At 73.5% G+C, this 24,581-nt stretch carries 21 protein-coding genes, 1 tRNA gene and 1 pseudogene; 18 read left to right on the top strand and 5 right to left on the bottom strand.

The features are described from left to right. Window positions 1–47 precede the first annotated feature (47 nt). From ACIQVL_RS20205 to ACIQVL_RS20185, 5 genes are all read left to right on the top strand, one after another. Window positions 48–683, top strand: a complete 636-nt coding sequence (locus ACIQVL_RS20205; RefSeq protein ID WP_403439600.1) for an FMN-dependent NADH-azoreductase — start codon at window positions 48–50, stop codon at window positions 681–683. 63 nt (window positions 684–746) lie between these two features. Further along, the gene (locus ACIQVL_RS20200; protein WP_403475976.1) at window positions 747–890 is read left to right on the top strand and encodes a hypothetical protein; all 144 of its coding nucleotides are present in this window, start codon (window positions 747–749) and stop codon (window positions 888–890) included. Beyond that, entirely contained in the window at window positions 887–1,360 is a 474-nt protein-coding gene (locus ACIQVL_RS20195; protein WP_403475975.1) for a hypothetical protein, read from the top strand. Before ACIQVL_RS20200 ends, ACIQVL_RS20195 begins: the two co-directional genes overlap by 4 nt. A 225-nt stretch (window positions 1,361–1,585) precedes the next feature. Beyond that, window positions 1,586–2,431, top strand: coding sequence for a DUF1206 domain-containing protein (locus ACIQVL_RS20190; protein ID WP_403475974.1), 846 nt, complete (start codon window positions 1,586–1,588; stop codon window positions 2,429–2,431). Between the two features lie 139 nt (window positions 2,432–2,570). Next, window positions 2,571–2,954, top strand: coding sequence for a hypothetical protein (locus tag ACIQVL_RS20185; protein ID WP_403475973.1), 384 nt, complete (start codon window positions 2,571–2,573; stop codon window positions 2,952–2,954). Between the two features lie 273 nt (window positions 2,955–3,227). On the opposite strand, the gene ACIQVL_RS20180 is transcribed toward ACIQVL_RS20185, so the two are convergent. Further along, window positions 3,228–3,968 carry a transcriptional regulator gene (locus ACIQVL_RS20180; protein WP_403475972.1) on the bottom strand — a complete coding sequence of 247 codons (741 nt, stop codon included), beginning with the start codon at window positions 3,966–3,968 and terminating at the stop codon, window positions 3,228–3,230. Between the two features lie 122 nt (window positions 3,969–4,090). Here ACIQVL_RS20180 and ACIQVL_RS20175 point away from each other — a divergent pair. Next, window positions 4,091–4,369: pseudogene (locus ACIQVL_RS20175) on the top strand (IS1380 family transposase); the annotation flags it as partial. A 170-nt stretch (window positions 4,370–4,539) separates the two neighbouring features. Here the strand turns inward: ACIQVL_RS20175 and ACIQVL_RS20170 are convergent. Both ACIQVL_RS20170 and ACIQVL_RS20165 read right to left on the bottom strand, forming a co-directional pair. Beyond that, window positions 4,540–4,613, bottom strand: a tRNA-Pro gene (locus ACIQVL_RS20170). A gap of 45 nt (window positions 4,614–4,658) precedes the next feature. After that, the gene (locus tag ACIQVL_RS20165) at window positions 4,659–6,086 is read right to left on the bottom strand and encodes an MFS transporter (RefSeq protein WP_403475971.1); all 1,428 of its coding nucleotides are present in this window, start codon (window positions 6,084–6,086) and stop codon (window positions 4,659–4,661) included. Window positions 6,087–6,297: 211 nt separating this feature from the next. On the opposite strand from ACIQVL_RS20165, the gene ACIQVL_RS20160 reads away from it, so the two are divergent. After that, entirely contained in the window at window positions 6,298–6,876 is a 579-nt protein-coding gene (locus ACIQVL_RS20160) for a TetR/AcrR family transcriptional regulator (protein ID WP_403439611.1), read from the top strand. A gap of 33 nt (window positions 6,877–6,909) precedes the next feature. Here the strand turns inward: ACIQVL_RS20160 and ACIQVL_RS20155 are convergent, their stop codons facing one another. Next, window positions 6,910–8,160 carry a PP2C family protein-serine/threonine phosphatase gene (locus ACIQVL_RS20155; protein WP_403439612.1) on the bottom strand — a complete coding sequence of 417 codons (1,251 nt, stop codon included), beginning with the start codon at window positions 8,158–8,160 and terminating at the stop codon, window positions 6,910–6,912. Window positions 8,161–8,339: 179 nt separating this feature from the next. On the opposite strand from ACIQVL_RS20155, the gene ACIQVL_RS20150 reads away from it, so the two are divergent. The 8 genes from ACIQVL_RS20150 (at window position 8,340) to ACIQVL_RS20115 (ending at window position 19,432) form a co-directional block, all read left to right on the top strand. Further along, window positions 8,340–9,356: a cyclase family protein gene (locus ACIQVL_RS20150; RefSeq protein WP_403475970.1), complete on the top strand. Its 1,017-nt coding sequence runs from the start codon at window positions 8,340–8,342 to the stop codon at window positions 9,354–9,356. A gap of 108 nt (window positions 9,357–9,464) precedes the next feature. Continuing rightward, the gene (locus tag ACIQVL_RS20145; RefSeq protein WP_403475969.1) at window positions 9,465–12,359 is read left to right on the top strand and encodes a SpoIIE family protein phosphatase; all 2,895 of its coding nucleotides are present in this window, start codon (window positions 9,465–9,467) and stop codon (window positions 12,357–12,359) included. Between the two features lie 179 nt (window positions 12,360–12,538). Then, window positions 12,539–14,098 carry a sugar ABC transporter ATP-binding protein gene (locus tag ACIQVL_RS20140; protein ID WP_403475968.1) on the top strand — a complete coding sequence of 520 codons (1,560 nt, stop codon included), beginning with the start codon at window positions 12,539–12,541 and terminating at the stop codon, window positions 14,096–14,098. Next, window positions 14,095–15,207 carry an ABC transporter permease gene (locus ACIQVL_RS20135; RefSeq protein WP_403475967.1) on the top strand — a complete coding sequence of 371 codons (1,113 nt, stop codon included), beginning with the start codon at window positions 14,095–14,097 and terminating at the stop codon, window positions 15,205–15,207. The genes ACIQVL_RS20140 and ACIQVL_RS20135 overlap by 4 nt, the downstream gene beginning before the upstream one ends. Then, window positions 15,204–16,370 (top strand): substrate-binding domain-containing protein, encoded by a 1,167-nt coding sequence (locus ACIQVL_RS20130; RefSeq protein ID WP_403475966.1) that lies wholly within the window; start codon window positions 15,204–15,206, stop codon window positions 16,368–16,370. The genes ACIQVL_RS20135 and ACIQVL_RS20130 overlap by 4 nt, the downstream gene beginning before the upstream one ends. 124 nt (window positions 16,371–16,494) lie before the next feature. Next, complete coding sequence (locus ACIQVL_RS20125; protein ID WP_403476213.1) at window positions 16,495–17,118, top strand: DedA family protein; 624 nt, start codon at window positions 16,495–16,497, stop codon at window positions 17,116–17,118. A gap of 213 nt (window positions 17,119–17,331) precedes the next feature. Next, on the top strand, window positions 17,332–18,756 hold the full coding sequence (locus tag ACIQVL_RS20120; protein WP_403475965.1) for an MFS transporter: 1,425 nt from the start codon (window positions 17,332–17,334) through the stop codon (window positions 18,754–18,756). Window positions 18,757–18,835: 79 nt separating this feature from the next. Further along, window positions 18,836–19,432: a cysteine hydrolase family protein gene (locus ACIQVL_RS20115; protein WP_403439626.1), complete on the top strand. Its 597-nt coding sequence runs from the start codon at window positions 18,836–18,838 to the stop codon at window positions 19,430–19,432. Window positions 19,433–19,517: 85 nt separating this feature from the next. On the opposite strand, the gene ACIQVL_RS20110 is transcribed toward ACIQVL_RS20115, so the two are convergent. Further along, entirely contained in the window at window positions 19,518–19,967 is a 450-nt protein-coding gene (locus ACIQVL_RS20110) for a MarR family winged helix-turn-helix transcriptional regulator (RefSeq protein ID WP_403475964.1), read from the bottom strand. A gap of 84 nt (window positions 19,968–20,051) precedes the next feature. Here ACIQVL_RS20110 and ACIQVL_RS20105 point away from each other — a divergent pair, with 84 nt between their 5' ends. The 3 genes from ACIQVL_RS20105 to ACIQVL_RS20095 all read left to right on the top strand — a co-directional run bounded on the left by ACIQVL_RS20105 (window position 20,052) and on the right by ACIQVL_RS20095 (window position 24,568). Further along, window positions 20,052–22,943 carry an AAA family ATPase gene (locus tag ACIQVL_RS20105; protein ID WP_403475963.1) on the top strand — a complete coding sequence of 964 codons (2,892 nt, stop codon included), beginning with the start codon at window positions 20,052–20,054 and terminating at the stop codon, window positions 22,941–22,943. Between the two features lie 121 nt (window positions 22,944–23,064). Further along, entirely contained in the window at window positions 23,065–23,604 is a 540-nt protein-coding gene (locus tag ACIQVL_RS20100; protein WP_351714492.1) for a DUF308 domain-containing protein, read from the top strand. An 85-nt stretch (window positions 23,605–23,689) separates the two neighbouring features. Next, a complete protein-coding gene (locus tag ACIQVL_RS20095) occupies window positions 23,690–24,568 on the top strand; it encodes an LLM class F420-dependent oxidoreductase (protein WP_403475962.1) in 879 nt (292 codons plus the stop codon). Window positions 24,569–24,581 lie beyond the last annotated feature (13 nt).

The following is a 24,581-nucleotide window of genomic DNA, read 5'->3' as shown; positions in this document are numbered from 1 at the left end:
CATCCGACCCACCCCCGAACACCACCGACGTCACAGAGAGCACGACCATGCCCAAGTCCTACCTGCTTCGCATCGACTCCTCCGCCTCCGGCGACGCCTCGTACTCCCGGCAGGTCGCCGACACCTTCGCCAAGGACTGGAGCGCAGAGATCGTCACCCGCGACCTCGCCATCAACCCGCTCGGCCACCTGGACGCCACCGGGATCACCGCCCGCGCGACCCCGGCCGGCCAGCAGACCCCCGACCAGCGAGCGGCTGCGGCCCTGCAGGACGAGCTCGTCGAGGAGTTCCTGGGCGCGAGCGCCTACCTGTTCGCGGTCCCGATGTACAACTACTCGATGCCCTCGGTGTTCAAAGCGTGGCTCGACCACATCATGATCCCCGGAAGGACCTTCGGCACGGCGGACGCCCCGGCCGCCGGCCGCCCGGCCGTCCTCGTCTCCGCCCGCGGCGGCGGCTACGGCCCCGGCAGCCCGCAGCACGGCAAGGACTTCGTCGTTCCCGCCCTGGAGACCATCCTCGGCGACGCGCTGGGCCTCGACGTGCGCACCATCACTCCCGAGTTGACGTACGCGCCGGTCATGGAGCCGATGAGGCACCTGGTCCCGCTCCACGAGACCTCGCTCGCCGAGGCCCACGACCTGGCCCGCCGCACCGCCGCGGCCCTGACCCCGGCGGCCTGAGACCACCCAGCTCAGGGCTCGCAACCGACCACACCGATCACCGCACCCGATCCCGTCCACGTCATGCAACACGGCACGGCCGGCGGCGTCCCTGACTACGCCACCGGCGAGGCACACACCCTCGCCCCGGTCCTGGCCGCCCGCCCGCAGATGCGCATCGCCGTGAAGTCCGGGTTCCTCACCGCAGCCACCGGCGCCGACGCGTGAACGACGGCGCCCTCTGCGAGGACGCGGGCCGCAGCCGGGCACAGCCTCACGCCGGACTACGTGCGCCGGCAGACCGGCCGACCCGCGCCCAGTTCGGGCGCAAGCGGCTGGACCTGGTCCTGCTGCACAACCCGGAGCGGTTTCAGCGCGGAGACCGGCCGGGCCTGCACCGGGCGATCCGGGACGCCTGCGTCGTCCTGGAGGAGGAGACGGCGGCCGGGCATGTGGCCGGGTACGGCATCGCCACATGGGTGGGCCTGGAAGAGGCGGCGTTCACGGTGGAGGAAGTGCTCGCCCTGGCCGGTGAAGCCGTCGGCGGACAGCAGGACCACCACCTGGCCGCCGTCCGGCTGCCCGTCAACCTGGTCCTGGTGACGTCGATCGTCCAGGCCCTGGACTGCACCCCGGCTGGTACAACGGCCGGCACGCGGATCACGATCGCCACCACGACCACCGCTGGCCGCAGTTGAAGGCTGCCGCCGCGGCCGGCAGGGAACGATGTCGGCACGCGCGGTGGCCCGGCGGCCGGCGTCGGACAGGGTAGGGCGGAATTCCGCGGGTAGTCGACGTGCGTTGGTGGGGGAGCGGCGCGGCACCTGGGGAGGTCGGGCGCCGCTCCCTGCCGGCAGCGTGTCCTGGCAAGACGCCGGTCGGCGGCCAGGATGGCATCGCCCTTCGGGGGCATCCGGTAGGACATGGCTACTGGATCGGCATCGGCAACGACACGCGGACTCGGCCGGGTTCACCGTGCGGCGAACGGCAGAGCGGTCGCGGCGGCGGCCCGTGCGGGCTTCGTCGGCCGCGGGGTCATCTACGTACTGATCGGCGTTCTCTCACTGCGGATCGCGTTCACCGGCGGGGGCAGACAGGCCGACCGGGGCGGCGCGGTCGCCGAAATCGCTCAGAAGCCCTTCGGGACCGTACTGCTGTGGTTGCTCGGCATCGCCCTGGCCGGGATGGCTCTGTGGCGGCTGTCCGAGGCTGTCTTCGGACAGGCGGGCCCCGACGGCGGGAAGCCGGGCAGAAGGGCGATGGCCGCGGGCCGTTTCTGCTTCTACGGATTCGTCGCGTACTCCGTGCTCTCCTACGCGGCCGGGGACAAGGGCAGCGGCAGCGGCAGTTCCGACAAGAACTCCCAGGACGTCACGGCGAAGGCGCTGGCCTGGCCGGGCGGACAGTGGATCGTCGGCGTGGCGGGCGCCGCGGTGGCCGCCGTCGGCGTATGGATCGCCGTCCGGGCTCTCCTGCGCAGGTTCGAGAAGCACCTCAGGATGTCCGCCATGTCGCAGAGGATGCGCAAAGTCGTGTCCTTCTTCGGCATGTTCGGCGGTACGGCCCGGGGCGTCGTCTTCGCCACCGCGGGCTGCTTCGCCATCGCCGCGGCCGTCCGCCACAGGCCCGGCAAGGCCAAGGGGATGGACGACACCCTGCGCACGTTCGCCGACACCCCTGCGGGCCCCTGGCTGCTGGCGCTGATAGCGGTCGGCCTCATGTCCTTCGGAGCCTTCTCCTTGGCCAGCGCGCGCTGGCGAGACGTCTGACGGCGGGTCTGCGCCCCGCCGGGGAGCGTGCGTCCCGCCGAGGGCCACCACGAACAAGGCGTCCGCTGCCGTAGCGCCTTCCGCCGACTGGCACCAGGCATCCTTGACAATCTTGATTCCACAGAATGATCCGGTTGACGTGGCCTTCGACGACTCCGGAGTTCCAGGGCAGGGTGAGGCCGGCGATGACGGCATCGCGGTCACGGTCGATGCCGGCGGCGAGGGTGTGGAGGCTGGGACGGTCGTCCGGCCGGACGGCGTCGAGCCGGTCCGGAAGTCGTTCGACTTGGCGCTCGGTGAGCATGGTCGCGAAGGACCCGACGTGGCGGGTCAGAGCGTCGGGTTCGGAGCAGTGTGTCCGGACGGACTCGAGTTGAACCTGCTCGGGCTCGATGAGGGCGTCCGGGCGGCGAAGGACCCGTCCGGCGACCGTCCGGCGACCGTTCGGGGCGAGGGCGGCCGTGCGGTCACCGGCCGTGGCGAGGTGCGCCTGTCGTGCAGGCAGGCGCGGACGCGCTGGTAGCTGCCTTTGTAGCCGAGGGGCAGTATCTCTTCCCAGAGTCTCCAGGCGTTGGTGCAGCCCTCGTTCCAGCGGTCGTCCAGGTAGGGCTTGCAGTCCCTGACCACGGCTCATTTTCGGGCGACTTCGAGCGCTGCCCGTCGACGCTCAGTGGTCACTCACCGTGGCCGCTGCACGAAAGCTGTGCCAGAACCCGTTCTCATGAACAAAGCCGCGTGCTCCCTGCCCGATGCACGAGGTGCCGCTCTCCATCAGTGCGCGTGCTCCCCCAGCTCTCTACGTGAGGTGCTCCTGACGGCCGGCTTGCGCCTGGTTCTGGGTGGCGGCCCAGGTGGCCAGAAGGCGAAGGGCGTCAGCGCTGGGGCTGTCGGGAACGGCGGTGTAGACCACGAGGGTGAGGCCGGGGTCGGAGTCGAGGGACATGGTCTCGAAGTTCAGCTGCAGGTCCCCGACGGCCGGTTGGTGGAGCCTCTTGGGTCCGGTGCGGTGTTGGCGGACGTTGTGGTCGGCCCGACGTCTCCGGAAGATCTCGCTGCGGGTGGACAGCCCCCCGACGAGGTCGGTGAGGTCCTTGCTGTAGGGGTTCCGGCCGGCTCCGGCGCGGAGCATTGCGGCGACGTCGTTGGCGGCCTTGTCCCAGTCGGGGAGGAAAACGCGGGCGGCTGGGTCGAGGTAGGTGAACCTGGCGATGTTGGCAGGGCGGCGCGGGCCCGCGAGGAGTGGGGCGTACAGGGCCTGCGCCAGATCGTTGGCGGCGAGCAGGTCCTGGCGGTCGTTGTGGACCCACGCGGGCGCATCCGTGATGGCGTCGAGCAGGTACTGCAGAGCTGGTCGGAGGCGCTTTGCGGGGGTGCGGCGGCGGACTGTGACGGGGGGAGAAGGGCGGCGTGCGAGGTCGAACAGGTACTGGCGTTCGGCGTCGTCCAGGTGGAGGGCGCGGGCCACGCCGTCCAGGACGCTGTCGGAAGCACCCGAAAGATTGCCCCGCTCCAGTCGCACGTAGTAGTCGACCGACACGCCGGCCAGCAGCGCGACCTCTTCGCGTCGCAGCCCCTTGACCCGTCGGCGGCCGCCGTAGGAGGGCAGCCCCGCCTGCTCGGGGGTGATGCGGGCCCGGCGGGAGGCGAGGAACTCCCTGACGCGGCCGGCCCACCCTGATCCGGACCGACTCCGCCGGCGGCGCTCACGCGTTCCTCAACTGGCTCACCGCGCGCGGGCGGTGGCTGTCGTGTTCGGTCGGTATGACCATCACCGAGCAAATTCATCAGGCGGTGTTGAAGATCTCCGCCTCGGCGTGGACACCGGCCGTCGAACCCGGCGGCGAGATCCGTGCGGGTGCCTGGGTGGCCGAACTCGCCGGAGATGTCGTGGACGGCCGGCCCAGGGGCATGCGGCTGATCGTCCGCAAGGAACGCCCGTAACCCGGCGCCCACCCGACGCGACAGCCGGGCCGTCAACCTGCCCGCCAGTACTGTCCTCACGCGCTGACAGCGGTCAAGGAACACTGGTCCCCAGCTGGTCCCCAAGAATGATCAAGGGCCGGTTGCGGATGCCTCCGAAACCGGCCCTGACCTGCGACTGTCTCCAGTCGGGACGACAGGATTTGAACCTGCGACCCCTTGACCCCCAGTCAAGTGCGCTACCAAGCTGCGCCACGTCCCGCTGCGGAGTCACGCGGCGCCTGCCGCGTGATCACGCAGGTCAACACTACCGTACGCGTACGGGTGCTGCCGCCGGCTGCTCCACGACCGGGCCGACGACGCGGCTCGCGCGGCGGACCGGGACGAGGAGGGCCGCCCCGGCCGCGGTGAGGCAGAACAGGGCGAGCAGGGTCCAGGCGTGGGTGTAGCCGGAGGCGTACGGCAGCCCGGAGGGCTGGAGCCGGCCGGTGACCAGGACGCTGGTGAGCGCGGCGCCGATGGAGCCGCCGATGGTGCGGATGTTGGCGTTCATGCCGGTCGCGGCGCCGGTCTGCTCGGGCGGCACGCTGCCGACGATGAGGTTGGCCATCGAGGCGAAGGCCAGGCCGATACCGAGTCCGAACAGGCCCGCGACCACGCCGATCTGCCACTCCTTGTCGTGCCAGAGGGCGAGGAAGCCGCAGGCCAGCGCGCCGAGCGCGGCGCCCGCGGTGAGCTGCGCCTTGGCGCCGACGCGGGGTTCGATGCGGCCGCCGAGGATGCCCGAGAGGAACATGGCGATGAGCATCGGCAGCATGAGCAGGCCGGACTCGGTGACGGTGGCGCCGAAGCCGTAGCCGGCCGCGGTGGGGGTCTGGACGAAGCCGGGCAGGAAGGACCAGATCGCGTACATGCCGGCGCCGAAGAGGAGGGCGGCCGAGTTGGTGGTCCAGACGGCGGGCAGCCGCATCACGCGCAGGTCGATGAGCGGGCTGGCGGAGCGGGACTCGGTGAGCAGCCAGACGGCGAACAGGACGACGGCCGTGCCGAACAGGCCCAGCACCCTGGCCGATCCCCAGCCCCACTGCCCGGCCTGGCTCAGCGGCAGCAGCAGCGCCACCAGCCAGGCGGAGAGCAGCCCGGCACCGAGCCAGCTGACACTGCCCTCGGCCCGCTTGGGCGACTCGGGAACATAGCGGGCGGCGATCAGGACGGTGGCCGCGACCACGCCGACCGGGATCCAGAACAGCCAGCGGTAGTCGAGCGCCGAGACGATCGGCCCCGCGGCCACGATGCCGACGCCGCCGCCGGCCGCGATCACCGCGGACAGGTTGCTGATGCTGCCGCTGACCTCGGCCGGGGTGAACTCGTCGCGGATGATGCCGAAGGAGAGCGGGAACAGGGCGCCGCCGATGCCCTGGACGACCCGGGCGATGATCAGGACGCCGATGTTCGGCGCGAGGGCGGCGACCAGGCAGCCGGCCAGGACGGCCAGCAGGACGGCGACCAGGGTGCGCTTCTTGCCGATCAGGTCGCCGACCCGGCCGAGTATCGGGGTGAAGACCGAGGCGGACAGCAGATAGGCCGTCATCACCCAGGTCGCGGTGGACTGGGAGGTGTGCAGGGCGTGCTGGACGGTCGGCAGGGCCGGGGCCACCAGCGACTGGAGCATGGAGAACACGCCGGCACCGGTCGCGAGGACCGCGAAGGTGAGGCGGGTGGACTTCCGGGGCATGGAGAGCCTCTCCGACATCGGAACGGAGGGAAACAGTGAGCGAGACTTCCGTCAGCGTGCGGGAAGGGGACACCGGGCCGCGTCCGGCCATGGCGGTACCGCTCCGCACTGCTAAAGTGGAGGTACCCCTCCACTCTACTGGAGGCAACCCTCCGCTTCAACCGAAGTCGAGGAAACCCTCCGGTTCACCCCGGTCGCACGGGAGGCAGCAGTGACGGACAGCCCGTTCCCCGTCAGCGAGATCGTCACGTCCCGCAGACCGCACCGTAAGGACGCGGCCCGCAACTACGACGCGCTGGTCACGGCCGCCCGTCAGGCGTTCGCCGAGCGGGGCGCCGACGTCTCCCTGGAGGACGTCGCCCGCCGCGCCGGAGTCGGGATCGGCACCCTGTACCGGAACTTCCCCACCCGCCGCGACCTCTTCGAGAGCGTCTACGCGGACGAGGTCAACGCGCTGTGCCAGGCCGCCGTGGAGCTGGCCGGGCTGGAGCCGTGGGAGGCCCTGACGGCCTGGCTGGACCGCTTCACCGGCTACATGGTCACCAAGCGGGCGGTGCGCGAGGCCCTCAACGACGAGTCGGAGATCTTCCAGGCCTGCCGTGACTCGATGTACGCGGCCGGCGGCCCGCTTCTCGAGCGGGCCCAGAAGGCGGGCGTGGTCCGCACCGACATGGAGATCGGCGACCTGCTCCGCATGGTCTCCGGCATCACGGCGACGGCCTTCGACGACGACGTCCAGCGCGACCGTGTCCTCGGCATCGCCCTGGACGGAATTCGCGCCGGCCGTTAGCGGGCACCGCTCCCCCCGCCGGAGTGCCGCCGCTCAGAGCCGTACGACGATGAGCGCGATGTCGTCCCGGCCGCCACTGGCGACACCCAGGCGGGCCAGCACGGTGTCGGCGAGCTGTTCGGTGCCCACGTGGGCGAACTCGCCGAGAACGGCGGCCAGTTGCCCGAGACCGACGTCGATGTCCTGGTCCCGCCGCTCGATGAGCCCGTCGGTGTACAGGACGAGGGTGTCGCCCGGCCGGTACGGCAGGCTCGCCTGCGGACGGGGCACGTGCTGCGGACGGGCGCCGAGCGGCGGGTCGGTGGCCTGGTCCAGCAGATCGCAGCTGCCGTCGGGATGGATGAGCATCGGCGGCGGGTGGCCCGCGCTGCTGTAGGTGATCAGACGGCTGCGCATGTCGACGACCGCCTTGACGGCGGTGGTGCCCAGCGCCCCCTCGACGGACCTGGCGTACAGGCCGAGCACCTCCAGGGCCTGGGCGGGGCGCTCCAGGGCCCGGATGGCGGCGGACAGGGCGCTGCGCAGCATGCCCATGACCGCCGCCGCCTCCAGGCCGTGCCCGATGACGTCGCCGACCGCGACGGCGAGCCGGTCCGGCGCGATGTCGACGACGTCGTACCAGTCGCCGCAGACGTTGAGGGAGCCGGTGGCGGGCAGGTAGCGCACCGCGATGTCGCGGTGGTGAGCCAGGTCGGGGACGTGCAGCATGGCTTCCTGGAGGATGACGGCGACCTCGCGCTCACGGGTGTGCGCCTGCCGCAGCTCCTCGTTCAGCCGCTGCAACTCCCGTGCCCGTGCGTACAGTTCCGCCTCCAGGGCCTGCGCCTCCTGCAGCCGCTGCCCCACCCGGACTCCGTCGGGGTGGGTGACCCGGTACTCCTGGACGAACGCGGTGACGTCCTCCACCCGGTGGATGATGTACGTCACCTCTCCTTCCGGGCCGAGCACGGGGGTGTTCACCGGGGACCACCAGCGCTCCTCGAAGACCCCGGGACGGCTGACGACGGGGATGTCGTACTTCTGCAGCGCCATCGTGTCGGGCCGGCCGGTGGCGAGGACCCGGTGCAGGGAGGCCCCGAGGTTGCGGACCCCGTCGGCGTCCGGGTCGGCGGGGTTGTCCGGGAACGCGGTGAAGATGTGCCGCCCGAGCAGGTCCTCCCGGGTACGTCCGGTGACTGCCAGATAGGCCCGGTTCACATCGACGATGACCAGGTCGGGACCGAGCACCAGATACGGGCTCGGCGTCGCGGCGAACAGCGCCGTGTGATCAACCCGCGATGCCACCGCTGACGCTCCTTCCCGCCTCAACGGCTCCGTCCTCAATCTACGGTCCGCACTGCGCCTGTGCCCGCCGTGCGGCCTCGCGGACCGGCGGGCCCCGCCCCGGGCGGGTGCACCCGGCGCCCCGGCGCGGGTCGTGCCAGGCTGGAGATCCGGACCGACAGGGACGGCGGTGACCACGGATGAGCGCGAGCCCCGCGAACGGCCCGGACCCCGGCCCCGCGAACGGCCAGGACCCCGGCCCCGCGGACGGCCCGGACCCCGGCCCCACCGGTGCCCGGAACGGCCCCGCCGTCTCCCGCCGGGATTTCGACGCGCTCTTCGCGGCGGTCCGCACCTGGGGCCGCTGGACCCCGGCCGACCGCGGCGCCTGGAACCGGGTGACCGCGGAGCGGGTACGAGGGGCCGCGGCCGCCGTGCGATCCGGCCGGGTCGTACCGCTGGCGCTGCCCTGGAACACCGTGCCCGGCCCCGACAACCCCAGGCCCGCCCTGCACCACATGACCGACCTCGGCGACGTCGAGAGCCCGGAGCCCGCCACCCACAAGGACTTCATCGCCGCCGACTACCACGGCAAGTCCGTCACCCATCTCGACGCCCTGTGCCACGTCTCCTACCGGGGACGGCTGTACGACGGCCGGCCGTCGAAGGACGTCGTCGGCGCCGCCGGTGCCCGCTTCGGAGCGGTGTCGGCGCTCGGCCCCCTCGTGACCCGGGGCGTCCTCCTCGATCTCCCCGCCGTGCTCGGGGTGCGCTGGCTGGAGCCGGGACTGGCGGTGCACGCGGAGGACGTGCTCGCCGCGGAGCGGGCGCTCGGTGTGCGGATCGGCGAGGGCGACGCGGTGCTCGTGCGCTCCGGGCGGACCCGCCGTCGTGCGGAACTCGGCGCCTGGGACCCGGGCACGGCCTGCGCGGGCCTCCACGTGCACGCCGTACCGCTGCTGGCCGAGCGCGGCATCGCGCTGCTCGGCGGCGACGGCGACAGCGACGTACGCCCCTCCCCCGTGGCCGGTGTGCACTCGCCCGTCCACGCCCTCGTCGTGGCCGCGATGGGGGTGCCGCTGCTGGACAACCTCGACCTGGAGGCCCTGTCGGCGGCGACGGCCGGGGCCGGGCGGTACGAGTTCCTGCTGGTGGTGGCGCCGCTGGACATCCCGGGCGGGACGGGCTCGCCGGTCAACCCGGTCGCCGTCCTGTGAGCCGGGTACGCAATGTCCGTAATCTCACCTATATCGTATTGTTGTAGTAAAAGTTGGCAGCAAGACGTGCTGGCGAAACGGACTCTGCGGACGCGAGTGAGGCGAAGCGTGGTTCGGGGCGGCGGGAAAGCGGCAGCGACAGGGCGTGCGACGGACGGCAAGGGCCCCGCCCGTTCGCGTGAGCGTTTCCTCCAGGGCGAGGCGGTCGAGGCCGGCGTACGCACTCCCATCTCGCACTCGTGGCAGCGCTGCCGTGCCCTGGGGCTCTCCCCCGACCAGCCGGGACTCCCCTTCCGGGACGACTTCGAGCGTGATGCCCGGATCATCCGTGCGGCCGGGCCGGTGCTCGACCGGCTGCAGTCCTGGTTCTCCGGCACCAGGATGAACATCTCCGTCGCGGACGCGAACGGAACCGTCCTGCTGCGCCGCTTCGGAGAGACGTCGCTGGCCAGCAGCCTGCCGGCGTTCCAGCGCGTCCCCGGGTTCGTGTTCGCCGAGCGGTACGCCGGCACCAACGGGATCGGGCTCGCACTCGCGGAACGGCAGCTCGTCCAGGTCTACGGCGCCGAGCACTTCGCCGAGCGCGCACAGGGCAACGCCTGCCGGGCGCTGCCCGTCCGCGACCCGATTAGCGGCCGCATCGAGGGCGTCCTGTGCCTCGGCTACCCGCGCAGCGCCGAGGACCCGGCACTGGCCACCGTGATACGCCGGGCGGCGCACGCCATCGAGAGGCGGCTGCTCGGGCAGGGTTCCGAACGCGAGCGGGCCCTGCTGCGGGCGTACCTGGACACCGACGCCGAGACCGCCGCCGGCCCCCACCACCGCCTGGGGCTCGGTGAGCCGGCCCTCGAGGTGCGCCCCGGCGACCGGGCGGTCCTGATGGAGAAGGCCGTCGAGCTGATCGCGTGGGCGCAGCGGGCCGCCGTCCACGTGGCCCTGTCCGACGGCCGCCGGGTCACGCTGGTCAGCCGTCCGACGACGACCGCCACCGGCGTGCAGGGCTTCGTCATCGAGGCGGTCCTGCCCGGCCCCGCACCGCACGGGCCCCTCCTCGTCCCGTGGCAGGCCGAGCAACCACCGCGCCCCATCCTCGTCCCCGCCGACTTCGCCCACGCCGGCGCCGGGTCCGTCGCGTCCACCGCCGGGGCAAGGGCGACGCCCGCCGTCCCGCCGCCCGCGGCCGTCCCCGCCGCCGCACCACCCGGCCCCGTACCCGGCACCACCGCACCCGGCCTCGTGCCACTCCGGGTCGGGACGCACGGCACCGACCCGCCGGTGCCCCCTGCGGAGCCCCCGGCCAGAGGGCTCGTGCTGGTGGGAGAGCCGCACGTGGGGCGGTACGCGCTCGCCGCCCGCCGCCGCCTGGAGCTGCTGACCGACGCCAGCACGTGCATCGGGACCACCCTGGACGTGCGGCGCACCGCCGAGGAGCTCGCCGAGACGGCGGTGCCACGGCTGGCCGACTACGTCACGATCGACCTTCCCGAGGCCGTGCTGCACGGCGAGGAGGCCGCCGACCCGTTCTCCGACCTGTACCGCACGGTGGTCCACGGCATCGCCGACGACTGTCCGTTCCACCCGGTCGGCAAGCGCGTCGAATACGGGCCGGCCACTCCGCACCTGCGCTGCCTCACCGGCGGACAGGCCGTGCTGGAACCGGACCTGAGAACCGCCATGGGCTGGCTCTCCCACGACCCGCCGCGCACCGAGGCGATGCTGGACCACGTCCACTCGCTCATCACCGTGCCCCTCGTGGCCCGCGGCGTCATCCTCGGCGTGGCTGCGTTCTACCGCGGGCAGCAGCCCGCGCCCTTCGACGACGACGACCGCTCACTCGTCCAGGAACTCGCCGCCCGTGCCGCCCTGTCGATCGACAACGCCCGCCGCTACACGCGGGAGCGCACCATGGTCCTGACCCTGCAGCGCAGCCTGCTCCCGCAGGGACTGCCCGACCAGGACGCCGTCGACGTGGCGCACCGCTACCTGCCCTCGGAGTCGGACGTGGGCGGGGACTGGTACGACGTCATCCCCCTCTCCGGCACCCGGGTCGGCCTCCTGGTAGGTGACGTCGTGGGCCACGGCATGCTCTCGGCCGCCACCATGGGACGGCTGCGCACCGCCGCCCGCAGCTTCGCCGAACTCGACTTCTCCCCGGACGAGGTCCTCACCCACCTCGACAACCTGGTGGGACGCCTGGACCGGGAGGACCCCGCCGCGGGCGACACGGGCATCCTCGGCGCGACCTGCCTGTACGCCGTCTACGACCCGACCACCCAGCAGTGCACCATGGCCCGCGCCGGGCACCCGCCTCCCGCGCTCGTCCTCCCCGACGGCACGGTCTCCTTCCCCGACCTGCCCGCCGGGCCCCCGCTGGGCCTGGGCGGCCTGCCCTTCGAGGCCGTCGACATCGACCTCCCCGAGGACAGCCGGCTGGTCCTCTACACCGACGGGCTGATCGAGGGCCGCAACCGCGACGTCGACCTGGTCCTGGACCGGCTGCGCGGCGCCCTCGCCACCCCGGACCGCACACCCGAGGAGATCTGCGAGACGCTGCTGGACACGGTGGCCCCGGTCCACCCCCACGACGACATCGCCCTGCTCGTCGCCCGTACCCACGCGCTGGCCCCGCACCGGATCGCCACCTGGGACCTGCCCGCCGACCCCTCCCTCGTCAGCGAGGTCCGCTCCTCGGCGCTGAGCCGGCTGGCCGACTGGGGACTGGAGGAGGCCGGGTTCGCGGCGGAGCTGGTGCTGAGCGAGCTGGTCACCAACGCCATCCGGCACGGCTCCGGCCCCGTCCGGGTACGTCTGCTGCACGGCCGGACCCTGATCTGCGAGGTCTCCGACGGCAGCAACACCGCCCCGCACCTGCGCCGGGCGGCCACCACCGACGAGGGCGGCCGCGGCCTGTTCCTGGTGGCCCAGTTGTCGCGCAGCTGGGGCACCCGCTACATCCGGCAGGGCAAGGTCATCTGGGCCGAGTGCGGGACCGACGCCGCCTGAGGCCGCGGACCCGCCTGGGCCGGAGGGGTGACCGGCCGTTTCGGTGCCGCGGCAGCCGTCCGATCCGGCACCGAAAACGGCACAGGAGTCGCAAATCCGGAATACCGCGACTCGGACCACTAGTATCACCGGCGAGAGTCGGGAAGAAGAGAACGTCAGGCCGACCCCCGGAGCTGTCCGTGCACGAGCCTCCCGACCCCCTGGTCCGGATCCGCGGGCTGGCCAAGCGGTTCGGCGGGACCCGTGCACTGGACGGTGTCGATCTCGATGTCCGGGCCGGTAGCGTCCTCGCCCTCCTCGGCCCCAACGGCGCCGGGAAGTCCACGCTCATCAAGGTGCTCGCCGGGGTCCATCACGCGGACGCGGGGTCGGTCACGGTGGCGGGACACCCGCTCGGCAGCCAGGCGGCCGCCCGCAGCATGTCCTTCATCCACCAGGACCTCGGGCTCGTGGAGTGGATGACCGTCGCCGAGAACATCGCCCTGACCACCGGATATCCGCGCCGCGCCGGACTCATCTCGTGGCGGCGGACCCGGGAGCGCTGCGCCGGGGCCCTGGAGGCGGTCGCCGGACACCTCGATCCGGACACACCGGTCGCGCGGCTCGGTCCCGCCGAGCGTTCCCTGGTCGCCGTCGGCCGGGCGCTGGCGGCCCGCGCCCGACTCGTCGTGCTCGACGAACCGACCGCACGCCTGCCCGCCGCGGACTGCGCCCGGCTCTTCCACGTCCTGCACGACCTGCGGGACCGGGGGCACGGCATCCTCTACGTCACCCACCGCATGGACGAGGTGTACCAGGTGGCCGACGCCTTCGCCGTCCTGCGCGACGGCCGGCTGGTCAGCCACGGCCCGCTGGCGGGCCACGACCCCGCCCGGCTGGTCCACGACATCGTCGGCGCGGAAGCCGCCCGCGACCCCGCCGTCGGCGCGGAACCGGGCCGCCCGCTTCCCCCCGCCGTCCCCGCCGCCCCTGCCGTCCCCGCCGCCGCGCCCGCCGTCCTGGTTCTCGACGGCGCGCGGACCGCAGGCACCGCGCCGGTCACCGCGGAGCTGCGGGCCGGGGAGGCTCTGGGCCTGGTCGGCCTCTCGGGCGCCGGGCACCAGGAGCTGGGCCGCGCGCTGGCCGGTGCCCGGCCCTTCCTCGGCGGCCGGGTCCTGCTGGGCGGGCTGCCCTACCGGCCCCGTACGGTCGCGGACGCCGTCGCGGCCGGGGTCGGCCTGGTGCCCGGCGACCGGCAGCGCGAGGGCTGTGCGATGGGACTGACCGTGCGCGAGAACCTGCTCGCCAATCCCCGGGCGGGCGGGCGCCCCGCACTGCGCTGGACCGGTCCGCGCCGTGAACGTGACCGGGCCGCGGAGCTGATCGAGCGGTTCGCCGTGCGGCCCCGCGACGGCGAGGCTCCGCTCGCCGCCCTGTCCGGCGGGAACCAGCAGAAGGTCCTGATCGGCCGCTGGCTCGGCGTGCGCCCCCGGCTGCTGGTCCTGGAGGAGCCGACCGCGAGCGTGGACGTCGGCGCCAAGGCCGCGGTCCACCGCCTGCTCGACGACGCGCTGGCCGGCGGTCTCGCGGTCCTGCTCGTCTCGACCGACTTCGAGGAGGTGGCGGGCGTGTGCCGGCGCGCCCTGGTGTTCGTCCGCGGCCGCGTGACCGCCGAGCTGAGCGGTGCGGACCTCACGGCAACCGGTCTGGCCCGAGCGGCCTCGGCCCTGCCTGTCCCCGGAACCGGCGCGGGCTCATGACCGCCGCAGCGCCCCCGCCCGCGGTGCCCCCGCCCGCCGCGCCGCGCTCCCGGCCGCTGCGGCGGGACACGGCCCGGCACCTCGCGGCCGCCTACGGCCTTCTGGTCCTCACCGCGCTGCTCGTCGTGGTCTTCTCCCTCGCGCTGCCGCACACGTTCCCCACCCGGGACACCCTCGACTCGATCCTGTCCAACCAGTCGATCCCGGCCGTCCTCGCGCTCGCCGCCATGGTCCCCATCGTGACCGGCTCCTTCGACCTCTCCCTCGGCTACGGACTCGGCCTGGCCCACGTGATGGTGCTGCGGCTCGTCGTCGACAACGGGTGGCCCTGGCCCTGGGCGTGCCTCGCGGTGATCGCCGGCGGCGGGGTGGTGGGGGTACTCAACGGCGTGGCCGTCGAGTTCGGCCGGATCGACTCGTTCATCGCCACCCTCGGGACCGGCAGCATGCTGTACGCGGTGACCGGGTGGGTGACCGGCGGCGGCAGGATCGTCCCGGGCCCGGCCGGTCTGCCGGCCGCCTTCACCGACCTGTACGACTCCACGCTCCTCGGCCTGCCGCTGCCCGCGTTCTACGTCCTCGCCCTCGCCGCCGTCCTCTGGGTGGTGCTGGAGCGGCTGCCGCTGGGCCGGTTCCTGTACGTCATCGGTGCCAATCCGCGCGCCGCCGAACTGGTCGGCATCCCGACCCGCAGGTACACCGTCCACGCGTTCGCCGCTTCGGGGCTGATCGTCGGCTTCGCCGGGGTGCTGCTGGCGGCGCAGCAGCAGATCGGCAATCCCAGCGTCGGCCTCGACTACCTGCTGCCCGCGTTCGTCGGCGCGCTCCTCGGCTCGACGGCGATCCGACCGGGCCGCCCCAATGCCCTCGGCACGCTCGTCGCCGTGGCCGTGCTCGCCGTCGGCCTCACCGGCATCGGACAGCTCGGCGCCGACTTCTGGACGGTCCCGCTGTTCTACGGCGGCACGCTGCTGCTCGCCGTCGGCCTGGCCGGCTACTCCGCACGCCGGCTGCGCACCGGGGCCGACGCGGCCCGCGACGCACCGGCGGCCGCGGCGCGCCCGCCGACGGCGGCGTCCGGAGGCGGCACCGCAGGCACCGCGCCATGACCCCCGCCGGGGCAGCCCGCCGCCGCAGGGCCACCGTTCCGCGGGCCGTCGCCCTCGCGCTGCTGGCCGGGGCGGCCGCCCTGACCGGCTGCCAGCGCGGCTCGTCGGACGGCCCCGCCGTCGCCAGCACCGGCCCCGGCGGGTGTCCCGTCGCCCAGGCCTCGGCGGAAGCCGCCGTCGCGCGGGCGGAGCGGACCGGGACCGCCTGGGACGGACCGGCCACCGGCCCCAGGGCGGTGTCCGGCAGGACGGTCGTCTTCGTCGCGGAGACCATGACCAACCCCGGTGTCGCGGGCGTCGCCAACGGCCTGCGGGAGGCCGCGCGCGTCATCGGCTGGGACGTCCGGGTGATCGACGGTGCCGGCAGTCCCGCCGGCATCCAGGCGGCCATGGGCGAGGCGGTGGCCCTGCGGCCCTCGGGCATCGTCATCGGCGGCTTCGACCCGGGCTCGACCGCACAGCAGGTCGCCGAGGCCGGCGCCGACGGCATCCCGCTCGTCGGCTGGCACGCGGTCGTCGCGCCGGGCCCCAGCAGACGGCCCCCGCTCTTCACCAACGTCACCACCCGGGTCGAGGACGTGGCCGGCATCAGCGCGCAGTGGATCATCGCGCATTCCGGCGGCCGGGCCGGGGTCGTCCTGTTCACCGACGCCTCGGTCCCGTTCGCGCGGACGAAGTCCGACCTGATCAGGAAGGCTCTCGCCACCTGCGCGGGGGTGCGGCTGCTGGCGTACGAGAACATCCCGGTCCCGGACGCGAGCACTCGCATCCCGCGCGAGATCGCCTCGCTGCTCGCCCGCTTCCCGGAGACGTGGACGCACTCCGCCGCCATCAACGACCTGTACTTCGCCGACGCCGCCCCCGCCTTCCGCGCGGCCGGCCGCAAGGGGACCGGGCCGCCGTTCAACATCGGGGCCGGGGACGGCGACCCGTCCGCCTTCCAGCGCATCGACGGCGGGCAGTACCAGGCCGCCACCGTTCCCGAGCCGCTGTCGCAGCAGGGCTGGCAGATCGTGGACGAGTTCAACCGCGCCTTCGCCGGCCGCCCGGCCAGCGGCTACGTCGCCCCCACCCACGTCTCGACGGCCGCCAACAGCGCGGGAGCCACCGCCTGGGACCCACCGGGCTACCGGGAGGCCTACCGGAGGATCTGGGGCAGATGAGCCGGCCGGGCCCGCCTCCGGTCCCGGAGGCGTCCGGACGCGCGGTGTTGCGGGCGGGTACGCGGCCGTCGCCACGCGACACTTGAGGGAGACGGCCGGCGAGCGGGGCGGGGAGGCGAGCGTGGTGATCGCCGTCAATCCGACGGACAGCGGCTCGCTGCTCGCTGCCTTCGGCGCGCTGGGCGTCCTGGCGGTGATCTTCGCCGAGTCGGGGCTGCTGGTCGTCGGTTTCTTCCTGCCGGGGGACACGCTGCTGTTCCCGGCCGGGGTGCTGTGCGCGGCGACCGCGGACCGGGCGCCCCGGCTGGAGCTGTGGCAGGTGCTGGTGTGCGCGGCCGTCGGCGCGGTGGCGGGCGGGCAGGTCGGCTATCTGATCGGCCGGCACGGCGGGCGGCCGCTGCTGGCCCGTACCTCGCGGCCGCGGGTGCGGCAGGGCGCCGCCCGCGCGGAGGAACTGCTCGCCCGCTACGGGTACGGCAAGGCGCTGGTGATCGGCCGGTTCGTGCCGATGCTCCGGTCGGTGCTGCATCCGGCGGCGGGGGCGCTCGGGGTGCCGGTACGGCCGTTCACCGTCTGGCAGGCCGTCGGCGGAGTCCTCTGGTCCCAGACCTTCGTCCTCGCCGGGTACGCCCTGGGCTCCTCGGTCTCCCACATCGACCGCTACCTGCTGCCGCTGGTCGGCGCGATCGTCGTACTGTCCCTGCTGCCGCTGCTGCTGGAGGCCCGCCGGACCCGCCGCCACCGCTGACCGGACGGCCGCGGGAGCGGCGGCCGGATCGGTCCGCCGCCGGCAGGACCAGCCCTTCGTAACACCCCCGCACCCGCCTCCTCACCCTCCCCCGGGGTCGCCCGCGAAAAGATAGGCAGGCTGCCTGCTATTATTTGTCAGGCAGCCTGCGTAAATTGCCGGACCGGCCTCACGCAGGCCCGGCAGCAGCACGGGAAGGGAGGAGCAAGCACCTTGGAAACCACCGCCGACACCGCCTCCGTACAGCGGGAACAGGCTCCGCCGGACAAGCCGTTCGGAGCGGCCTTCGTGACCCCGCTCTACATGGGCGCCGTCCTCAACCCGATCAACAGCTCGGTGATCGCACCCGCCCTGGTGGCGATCGCCGCCGCGATGCACACGTCCGTCGGCGGCACCGCGATCCTCATATCGAGCCTGTATCTGACCAGCGCGATAGCCCAGCCGGCGGCCGGGCGGCTGGGCGAGGAGCTCGGACCCCGGCGGGTGTTCTTCGCCGGCATCCTCCTGGTCCTGGCGGGCGGGATCCTCGGCGCGGTGGCACGTGACATATCACTGCTGGTCGCGGCCCGGGTGCTCATCGGTGCCGGCACCTCCACCGGCTACCCCTCCGCGATGCTGCTGATCCGGCGCCGCGCCCGTGCCGCCGGATGGCAGGAACCGCCCGGCAGCGTCCTCGGGGGGCTCGCGATCGCGGGCGCCGCCACCGTCGCCGTCGGCCCCGCCGTCGGCGGCCTGCTCATCGGCCGGCTCGGCTGGCAGACGGCCTTCTGGATCAACGTCCCCGTCGCGGCCGTCGCCTTCGTCATGGCCGCGGTCTGGATCCCCAGGGACACCGACCGGGTGCGCGGACGCTCGGCGCGCGAACTCGTCTCCCGCGTCGACCTGGCAGGCATCGCCGGTTTCGGCGGGGCGCTCACCGCACTCCTGGTGTTCCTGTCCTCGCTGCCCGGCCCCGAGTGGCCGGCCCTCGGCGTCTCCGTCGCGCTCGCCGCCGTCCTCGTGGCCTGGGAACTGCGTGCCGCCAACCCCTTCCTCAACGTCCGGCTGCTCGCCTCGAACCTGGCGCTCACCCGCACCTACCTGCGCAACGGCCTCACCCTGCTGGGCACTTACGTGATCCTCTACGGGCTCACCCAGTGGCTGGAGGCGTCCCGCGGACTCACCGCCTACCGGTCCGGCCTGGTCCTCGTCCCGATGGGTGTCCTGTCGGCGGTCTCCGCCCGGGTGGTGTCCCGGCGCAGCCGGGTCCGCGCGCCGCTGGTCGTCTCGGCGCTGCTCCTGCTGGTGGGCGCGGTCGCCACCCTGTTCGTGGACGGCGGCACGCCCATCGCCGTGGTGGTCGCGATCACGGCGGTGTTCGGCCTCACCTCCGGCGCCGGCACCGTGGCGAACCAGACGGTGCTGTACCAGGAGGCGCCCGCGGACAGCGTCGGCACCGCCTCGGGACTGCTGCGCACCTTCGGCTACATCGGCTCCATCGCCTCGGCGGCCATCACCGGCACCGCCTTCCACACCCACGTCGACGACACCGGCCTCCGGCACATCTCCTGGGCGCTGGTCGGCATCGCCGCCGTCGTCCTCGTCATGACGGTCCTCGACCGGCAGCTGGCACACGCCGACCGGCGACCCGCCCCCTGACCCTCTCCCCCGCCGTCCGGCACCACCCCGACCGTCCGGTACGGCTTCAACCATCCGGCAAGACAAGAAAGTTCAGGTCATGACCAGCACCGTCCCGCACCTCGACCCCGCCCGCACCGCCCTGTTCCTGATGGACTTCCAGCCGGCCGTCCTCGCCGCCGTGGCCGACCCGGACCAGGCGCTCTCCCGGGCCCACGAGGCCCTGTCCTGGGCCCGGTCGAACGACGTCCAGGTCGTCCACGTCCGCGTCGCCTTCGCCCCGGAGGACTTCGCCGCCATACCCGCGCTGAACAAGGCGTTCGCCGCCGTCGCCGAGAACGGGTTCCTGCCCGACGGCAGCCCCGAGGCCGACCTGCACGAGTCGTTCGAGGTGGCGGAGCGGGACATCACCGTGCGCAAGACCCGGTTCAGCGCCTTCGCCTCCGCCACCGACGTGCGCGGGCTGCTGCGCGAGCGGGGCGTCGACACGCTCGTCCTCGCCGGACTGTCCACCGGCGGCGTGGTCCTGACGACGCTTCGGCAGGCGGCCGACGACGACTTCGCGCTCTACCTCCTCAAGGACGCGACCGCCGACCCCGACCCCGAGGTCCACCGCGTCCTGACGGAGAAGGTCTTCCCGCACCAGGCCCACGTCGTCGAGACCCGCGAACTGCCCGACCTCACCAAGCAGGCCTAGTCCGGACCGATCCCGGCCGCCCCTGCCCGCCCACCGGCGGCCACGGGCGGCCACCCCTGCCGGTGCCGCCGCCGGGCCCCGCCCGTCAGCTCCCGCTGTCCGCGATCCTGTTCATGATCGCGGCGGCCTTCAGCAGGGTCTCGCGCTCGTCCGCCCGCAGGTGCGCCTCGATCGCCGCGCCGAGCCACGCCGCCCGGGCCACCGGGATCGTCCCGATCAGCGTGCGCCCCTCGGGCGTCGCGTGGACGAGGGTCTTGCGGGCGTCGCCGGGATCCTTGCTGGTGCCGACGAGGCCTTCGGCGCGCAGGGCGGCGAGTGTCTCGGCCATCGACTGGCGGCGTACGTGCTCGGCCTGCGCCAGCTCGGTGGCCGTGACCGGGCCCTCCTCGACGATGCGGGCGAGCGTGGTCAGCTGCGACCAGTTCCACCGCCGGTCGCTGGGCGCCGACTCGGTGCGCAGCCGGGCGCGCAGCCGGGTCATCGCCTTCATCAACTCGGCGGCGACCTGGGCCTGTGGCCTTGGATCACTCGTCATCCGCCCACCTTACCCAGCGCCCACCTCCCCGTTTACGCAACTGTTTGCGCCGTCAAGCACTTTGGGGAGGCTATATTCAGATCTGTGAGCACCTCCGAGAGGCGTCGTCGGACCGAGGAGCCGCCCGGATCAGCATCGGGCGAGGGCCGGCTGCCGGGCCGCAAGGCCGAGCTGGAGCTGATCGGCGCCCTGCTCGCCGGTCCCGGCCGGGGCAGCTCGGGTCTCCTGCTGCACGGCGAGCCGGGCGTGGGCAAGACCGCGCTCCTGGACGCCGCCGCGACCCGGGCCACGGCGCTCGGGATGCGGGTGCTGCGCGCCGCCGGCGTGCAGAGCGAGGCCCGGATCCCGTACTCGGCGCTGCACCAGCTGCTGTACCCGGTACGGCATGACGCGGACCGGCTCGACGGGCAGCACCGGGACGCCCTCCACCAGGTCTTCGGCCTCACCCTGCCCGCGGCCCCGGAGCCGCTGGTGTCGACCGCGGTGCTCGCCCTCCTGGAACTGATCACCGCCGAGCGCGGACTGCTGATGGTCACCGACGACGTGGCGTGGTTCGACGATTCCAGCGCGGCCGTCGTGGGCTTCGTCGTACGGCGCATCGCGGACGCCCCCATCGTCTTCCTGGCGGCCTCCCGGACCGGCACCGAGGATCTCTTCCGGCGCTCCGGGCTGCCCGAGCACAAGGTCGAGTCGCTGGCCGCCGGGGAGTCCGGCACCGTTCTGGACGCGCACGCGTCCGGGCTGGCCCCCGCCGTGCGCAGGCGGCTGCTGGCCGAGGCGGACGGCAACCCGCTCGCGCTGCGGGAGTTGCCCGCGGCGCTGACCGAGCGGCAGCTGTGCGGTCAGGACCCGCTGCCCGACCGGCTGCCACTGTCCCGGCGGCTGGCGGCCACCTGCGCCGGCCTGCTCGCGGAACTGCCCGCTCCGACCCGCACGCTCATGCTGCTCGCGGCCCTGGACGCCGACGCCGGAGTCACCGTCCTGCGGGCCGCGGCGCGCGGGACGGCCGATCTCGACGACCTCGTCCCGGCCGAGCGGGCCGGGCTGGTGCTCGCGCCCGCGGCCGGCCGCGGCCTCACCTTCTGCCATCCGCTGATCGGCACGGCCGTGATCGACCTGGCCGCGCCGAGCGACCGCCGGGCCGCGCACGAGGCGCTGGCCGCCGCCCTGACCGACGAACCCGAACGCCGCGCCTGGCACCTCGCGGAGGCCGCCACCGGACCCGACGAGTCGGTGGCGCGGGCGCTGGACGAGGCGGCGCTGACCGCCTGGCGGCGCGGCACCGCCCCCGTCGAGCTGCCGCCGCCGGTCGGCGCGCTCGTCTCCGACCGGCGGCGGGTCGCCGCGTCGAGCGCGGTCACGGCGCTCGTGCGCGCCGGTGAGCTCAGTCCGCACCCGGTGGACCGTTCCCGCCGCCTGGTGGAGGCCGCCTTCCTCGCCACCATGACCGGCCAGCTCGACCAGGTGAACCGGCTGCTGACCGACGCGGGCCAGACCCCGGACACCCCGACCGGCCTGGTCTTCGCCGCCACCGCCCACCTCCTCACGCACGACGACGGCGACGTCGACGCCGCCTACCGGCTGCTGGCCCGGGCCCTGGACGACGTCACCTGCAAGGCCACGGCCGACGACTGGGACCGGCTCGGCATCCTGTACACCCTGCTGCTGGTCAGCCTCTACACCCTCAGGCCCGAGCCGTGGAAGCTGCTCGACACCGCGATGGCCCGGTTCCCCGCGGAGGCGGTCACGCCGTTCCGGCTCTGCTACGACGCGTACATCGATCCCGTCCGGAAGTCCGACGCGATCCGGGAGGGGCTCGCGGACGCGTTCGCGGAGCTGCCCATCGACGCGGCTCCCTGGCAGATCGTGCCGCTGGGGTTCGCCGCCGTCGCCATGGACACCCTCGCCGACCACCGCTCCCTGCTGGTGCGCATGATCGAGCGGGAACGCGACGGCGGCGCGATCGGCATGGTGATCCCCGCACTGCTGCTGCTCTGCCAGGACTCCTACGTTCACGGGCGGTGGGACGAGGCGGAGCAGCTCGCGCAGGAGGGGCTGGACCTGGCGACGGCCTACGGCTACCAGTTCTGGGAACAGCAGCTGCGGGCCGTGCTGGCCTCGGGCGCGGCGCTGCGCGGCAACGCCGATCTCGCCCGCAGCCGCAGCGCGGAGACCACCACCTGGGCGGCGCCCCGCGGCATGGAGGTGACCGAGGGGTACGCGCGGTCGGCGCGCAACCTCGCGGCCATCGGGCAGGGCGACTACGAGGAGGCGCTCGCCCAGGCGGCGCGGATCGGCCCGCCCGGCGCCCCCACCCCCGGTGTACCGGGCCGCTGGATGGTGCTGGACTACGTGGAGGCGGCGGTCCGCACCGGTCACCTGGCGGACGCGCGGGCACATGTCCGTGCCGCCCAGGAGGCCGGGCTGCCCAGGATCGGGCCCCGGATCGAGCTGATCACCGCGGGGGCCGCCGCCGTCGCCGCCGACGACCGGGCGGCCGCCGGGCTCTTCGAGGCGGCCCTGGCCCTTCCGGACGCCTGCCGCTGGCCCTGGGACTACGCCCGGGTCCGGTTCGCGTACGGCCAATGGCTGCGCCGCACCCACGACATGGCCGGGGCCCGCGTGCAACTGGGCGCGGCGCTGGAGACGTTCGACCGGATCGGCGCCGTGATGATGGCGCAGCGCGCCGCGGCCGAGCTGCGCGCGACCGGTGTCTCCGTCACCCCCCGGTCCGACGCGGCGCCCGAGCCGCTGACCGCGCAGGAACGGCAGATCGCCGAGCTGGCGGCAACGGGCCTGAGCAACAAGCAGATCGGCGAGCGGCTGTTCCTGTCGCACCGCACGGTCGGCTCGCATCTGTACCGCGTGTATCCGAAGCTGGGCATCACCTCGCGGGCCGCTCTGCGCGCCGCGCTGGAGGCGCTGTCCGCCGCCGGGGCGGACGACCACGCACCCGGTGACGCGGCAGAGCAGTAGCCGAATGAGTCGAATGACGGATCGCACGAGGCCGTCCCGCCGGTAGCCTTCGTGCCCGTCATCGCGGTGCTGGGCCGGGGTGGAAGCCGACGCCACGGCACCCTCGTTCTCGGAGGTCATCTTGCTCAGTTCGCCCAACGCCCTGCTCTGGCGCGGCCTGCTGGCCGTCGTCATCGGCATCGTCTCGGTCTCCTGGCCTGGCATCACCGTCGGCGCGTTCGTCGTCCTCTTCGCCGTGTACGCGTTCATGTACGCGGTGATGGACGGGGTCCGCGCCTTCAGCAGCGACCGGGTGGGCCCGGTGCTGGGCTGGCTGCTGCTGGCCGTGCTGTCGGTCGTGGCCGGCGTCAGCTCCCTGGCCTGGCCGGGCATCACGGCCCTGGTGCTCACCCTCTGGGTCGCCGCGTGGGCCCTGACGACGGGTGCCATGGAGGTCGCCCTGGCCTTCATGCGCGGGGAGACGGCGGGTGAGCGCGCCCTGTTCCTGCTGACCGGCCTGGTGTCGGTCGCGCTCGGGTTCGTCCTGTTCGTACGGCCGGACATCGGCGCGGTCTCGCTCGCCACCGTCTTCGGCCTCTTCAGCATCGTGCACGGCATCTCGGCGGTCTTCGCCTCGTCGGAGGTGCGCCGCCGCCGTCGGCCGGAGGCCCTCGGGGGCTGAGCCACCCTCCTTTTTCCTTGCTTGACAAAGCACATAGTAGTCCCGGCATACTCGATGGCGACGGCACGGAGCACGGAAGGCCCGCATGAACCTAGGCATCGCCATCGCGGATTTCACCCAGTCCGGCGGTCCGGCGGGCATCGCCCGTCATGTGACCGAACTCGCCCGCAGTGCGGAGGAGTTCGGCTTCACCCGGATCGCTGTCATGGACCACCTGTTCCAGATCGGGATCGTGGGCGCCTCCGAGCAGGAGATGCTGGAGGCGTACACGACGCTGGGCTACCTGGCCGCGGCCACCGAACGGGCGGAGCTGCTCGCACTGGTGACCTCGGTGGGCTACCGGGAACCCGGACTGCTGGCCAAGATGATCACCACGCTCGACGTGCTCTCCGGGGGCCGCGCCGCTCTGGGCATCGGGATCGGCGCCGGCTTCAACCTCGCCGAGGCCCGCGGGCTCGGACTGCCCTTCCCGCCGGTCGCCGAGCGGTTCGAGCGACTGGAGGAGACCCTCCGGATCTGCCTGCAGATGTGGAGCGACGACGAGAAGCCCTTCGCCGGTCGCCACTACCGCCTCGAACGCACCCTCAACTCCCCCGGCACGGTACGGCGCCCGCACCCGCCGATCCTGATCGGCGGCTCCGGCGAGCGCAAGACGCTGCAGCTCGTCGCGGAGTACGGGAACGCCTGCAACCTCTTCCACGGCCCCGACCTCCCGCACAAGCTCGACGTGCTCCGCGGGCACTGCGAACGGGCCGGGCGGGACTACGACGAGATCGAGAAGACCGTCCTGCTCCCCCTCGATCCCGGCACGCACGGCGAGCGGGTCCCCGCGCTGCTCGCGGAGTTGCGACGGCTGGACCGCATCGGCATCGACCACGTCATCGGCCCGGTCCGCGGCGCCGACCAGCACGCCGCGCTGCGCCTGCTGGGCGAGCGCGTCGTGCCCGAGGCGATGCGGTTCTGAGCGGGCACACACA

It is taken from the genome of Streptomyces sp. NPDC090499, assembly GCF_044769305.1.
GTDB lineage: Bacteria > Actinomycetota > Actinomycetes > Streptomycetales > Streptomycetaceae > Streptomyces.
The sequence above is the reverse complement of the archived record's forward strand: the minus strand, read 5'-3'. Positions and strand labels throughout refer to the sequence as shown.

Coding starts and splice junctions, on each gene's coding strand:
- ACIQVL_RS20205 (WP_403439600.1), top strand. CDS start 48: ATGCCCAAGTCCTACCTGCTTCGCATCGACTCCTCCGCCTCCGGCGAC.
- ACIQVL_RS20200 (WP_403475976.1), top strand. CDS start 747: ATGCAACACGGCACGGCCGGCGGCGTCCCTGACTACGCCACCGGCGAG.
- ACIQVL_RS20190 (WP_403475974.1), top strand. CDS start 1,586: ATGGCTACTGGATCGGCATCGGCAACGACACGCGGACTCGGCCGGGTT.
- ACIQVL_RS20165 (WP_403475971.1), bottom strand. CDS start 6,086: ATGCCCCGGAAGTCCACCCGCCTCACCTTCGCGGTCCTCGCGACCGGT.
- ACIQVL_RS20150 (WP_403475970.1), top strand. CDS start 8,340: ATGAGCGCGAGCCCCGCGAACGGCCCGGACCCCGGCCCCGCGAACGGC.
- ACIQVL_RS20135 (WP_403475967.1), top strand. CDS start 14,095: ATGACCGCCGCAGCGCCCCCGCCCGCGGTGCCCCCGCCCGCCGCGCCG.
- ACIQVL_RS20130 (WP_403475966.1), top strand. CDS start 15,204: ATGACCCCCGCCGGGGCAGCCCGCCGCCGCAGGGCCACCGTTCCGCGG.
- ACIQVL_RS20115 (WP_403439626.1), top strand. CDS start 18,836: ATGACCAGCACCGTCCCGCACCTCGACCCCGCCCGCACCGCCCTGTTC.
- ACIQVL_RS20110 (WP_403475964.1), bottom strand. CDS start 19,967: ATGACGAGTGATCCAAGGCCACAGGCCCAGGTCGCCGCCGAGTTGATG.
- ACIQVL_RS20095 (WP_403475962.1), top strand. CDS start 23,690: ATGAACCTAGGCATCGCCATCGCGGATTTCACCCAGTCCGGCGGTCCG.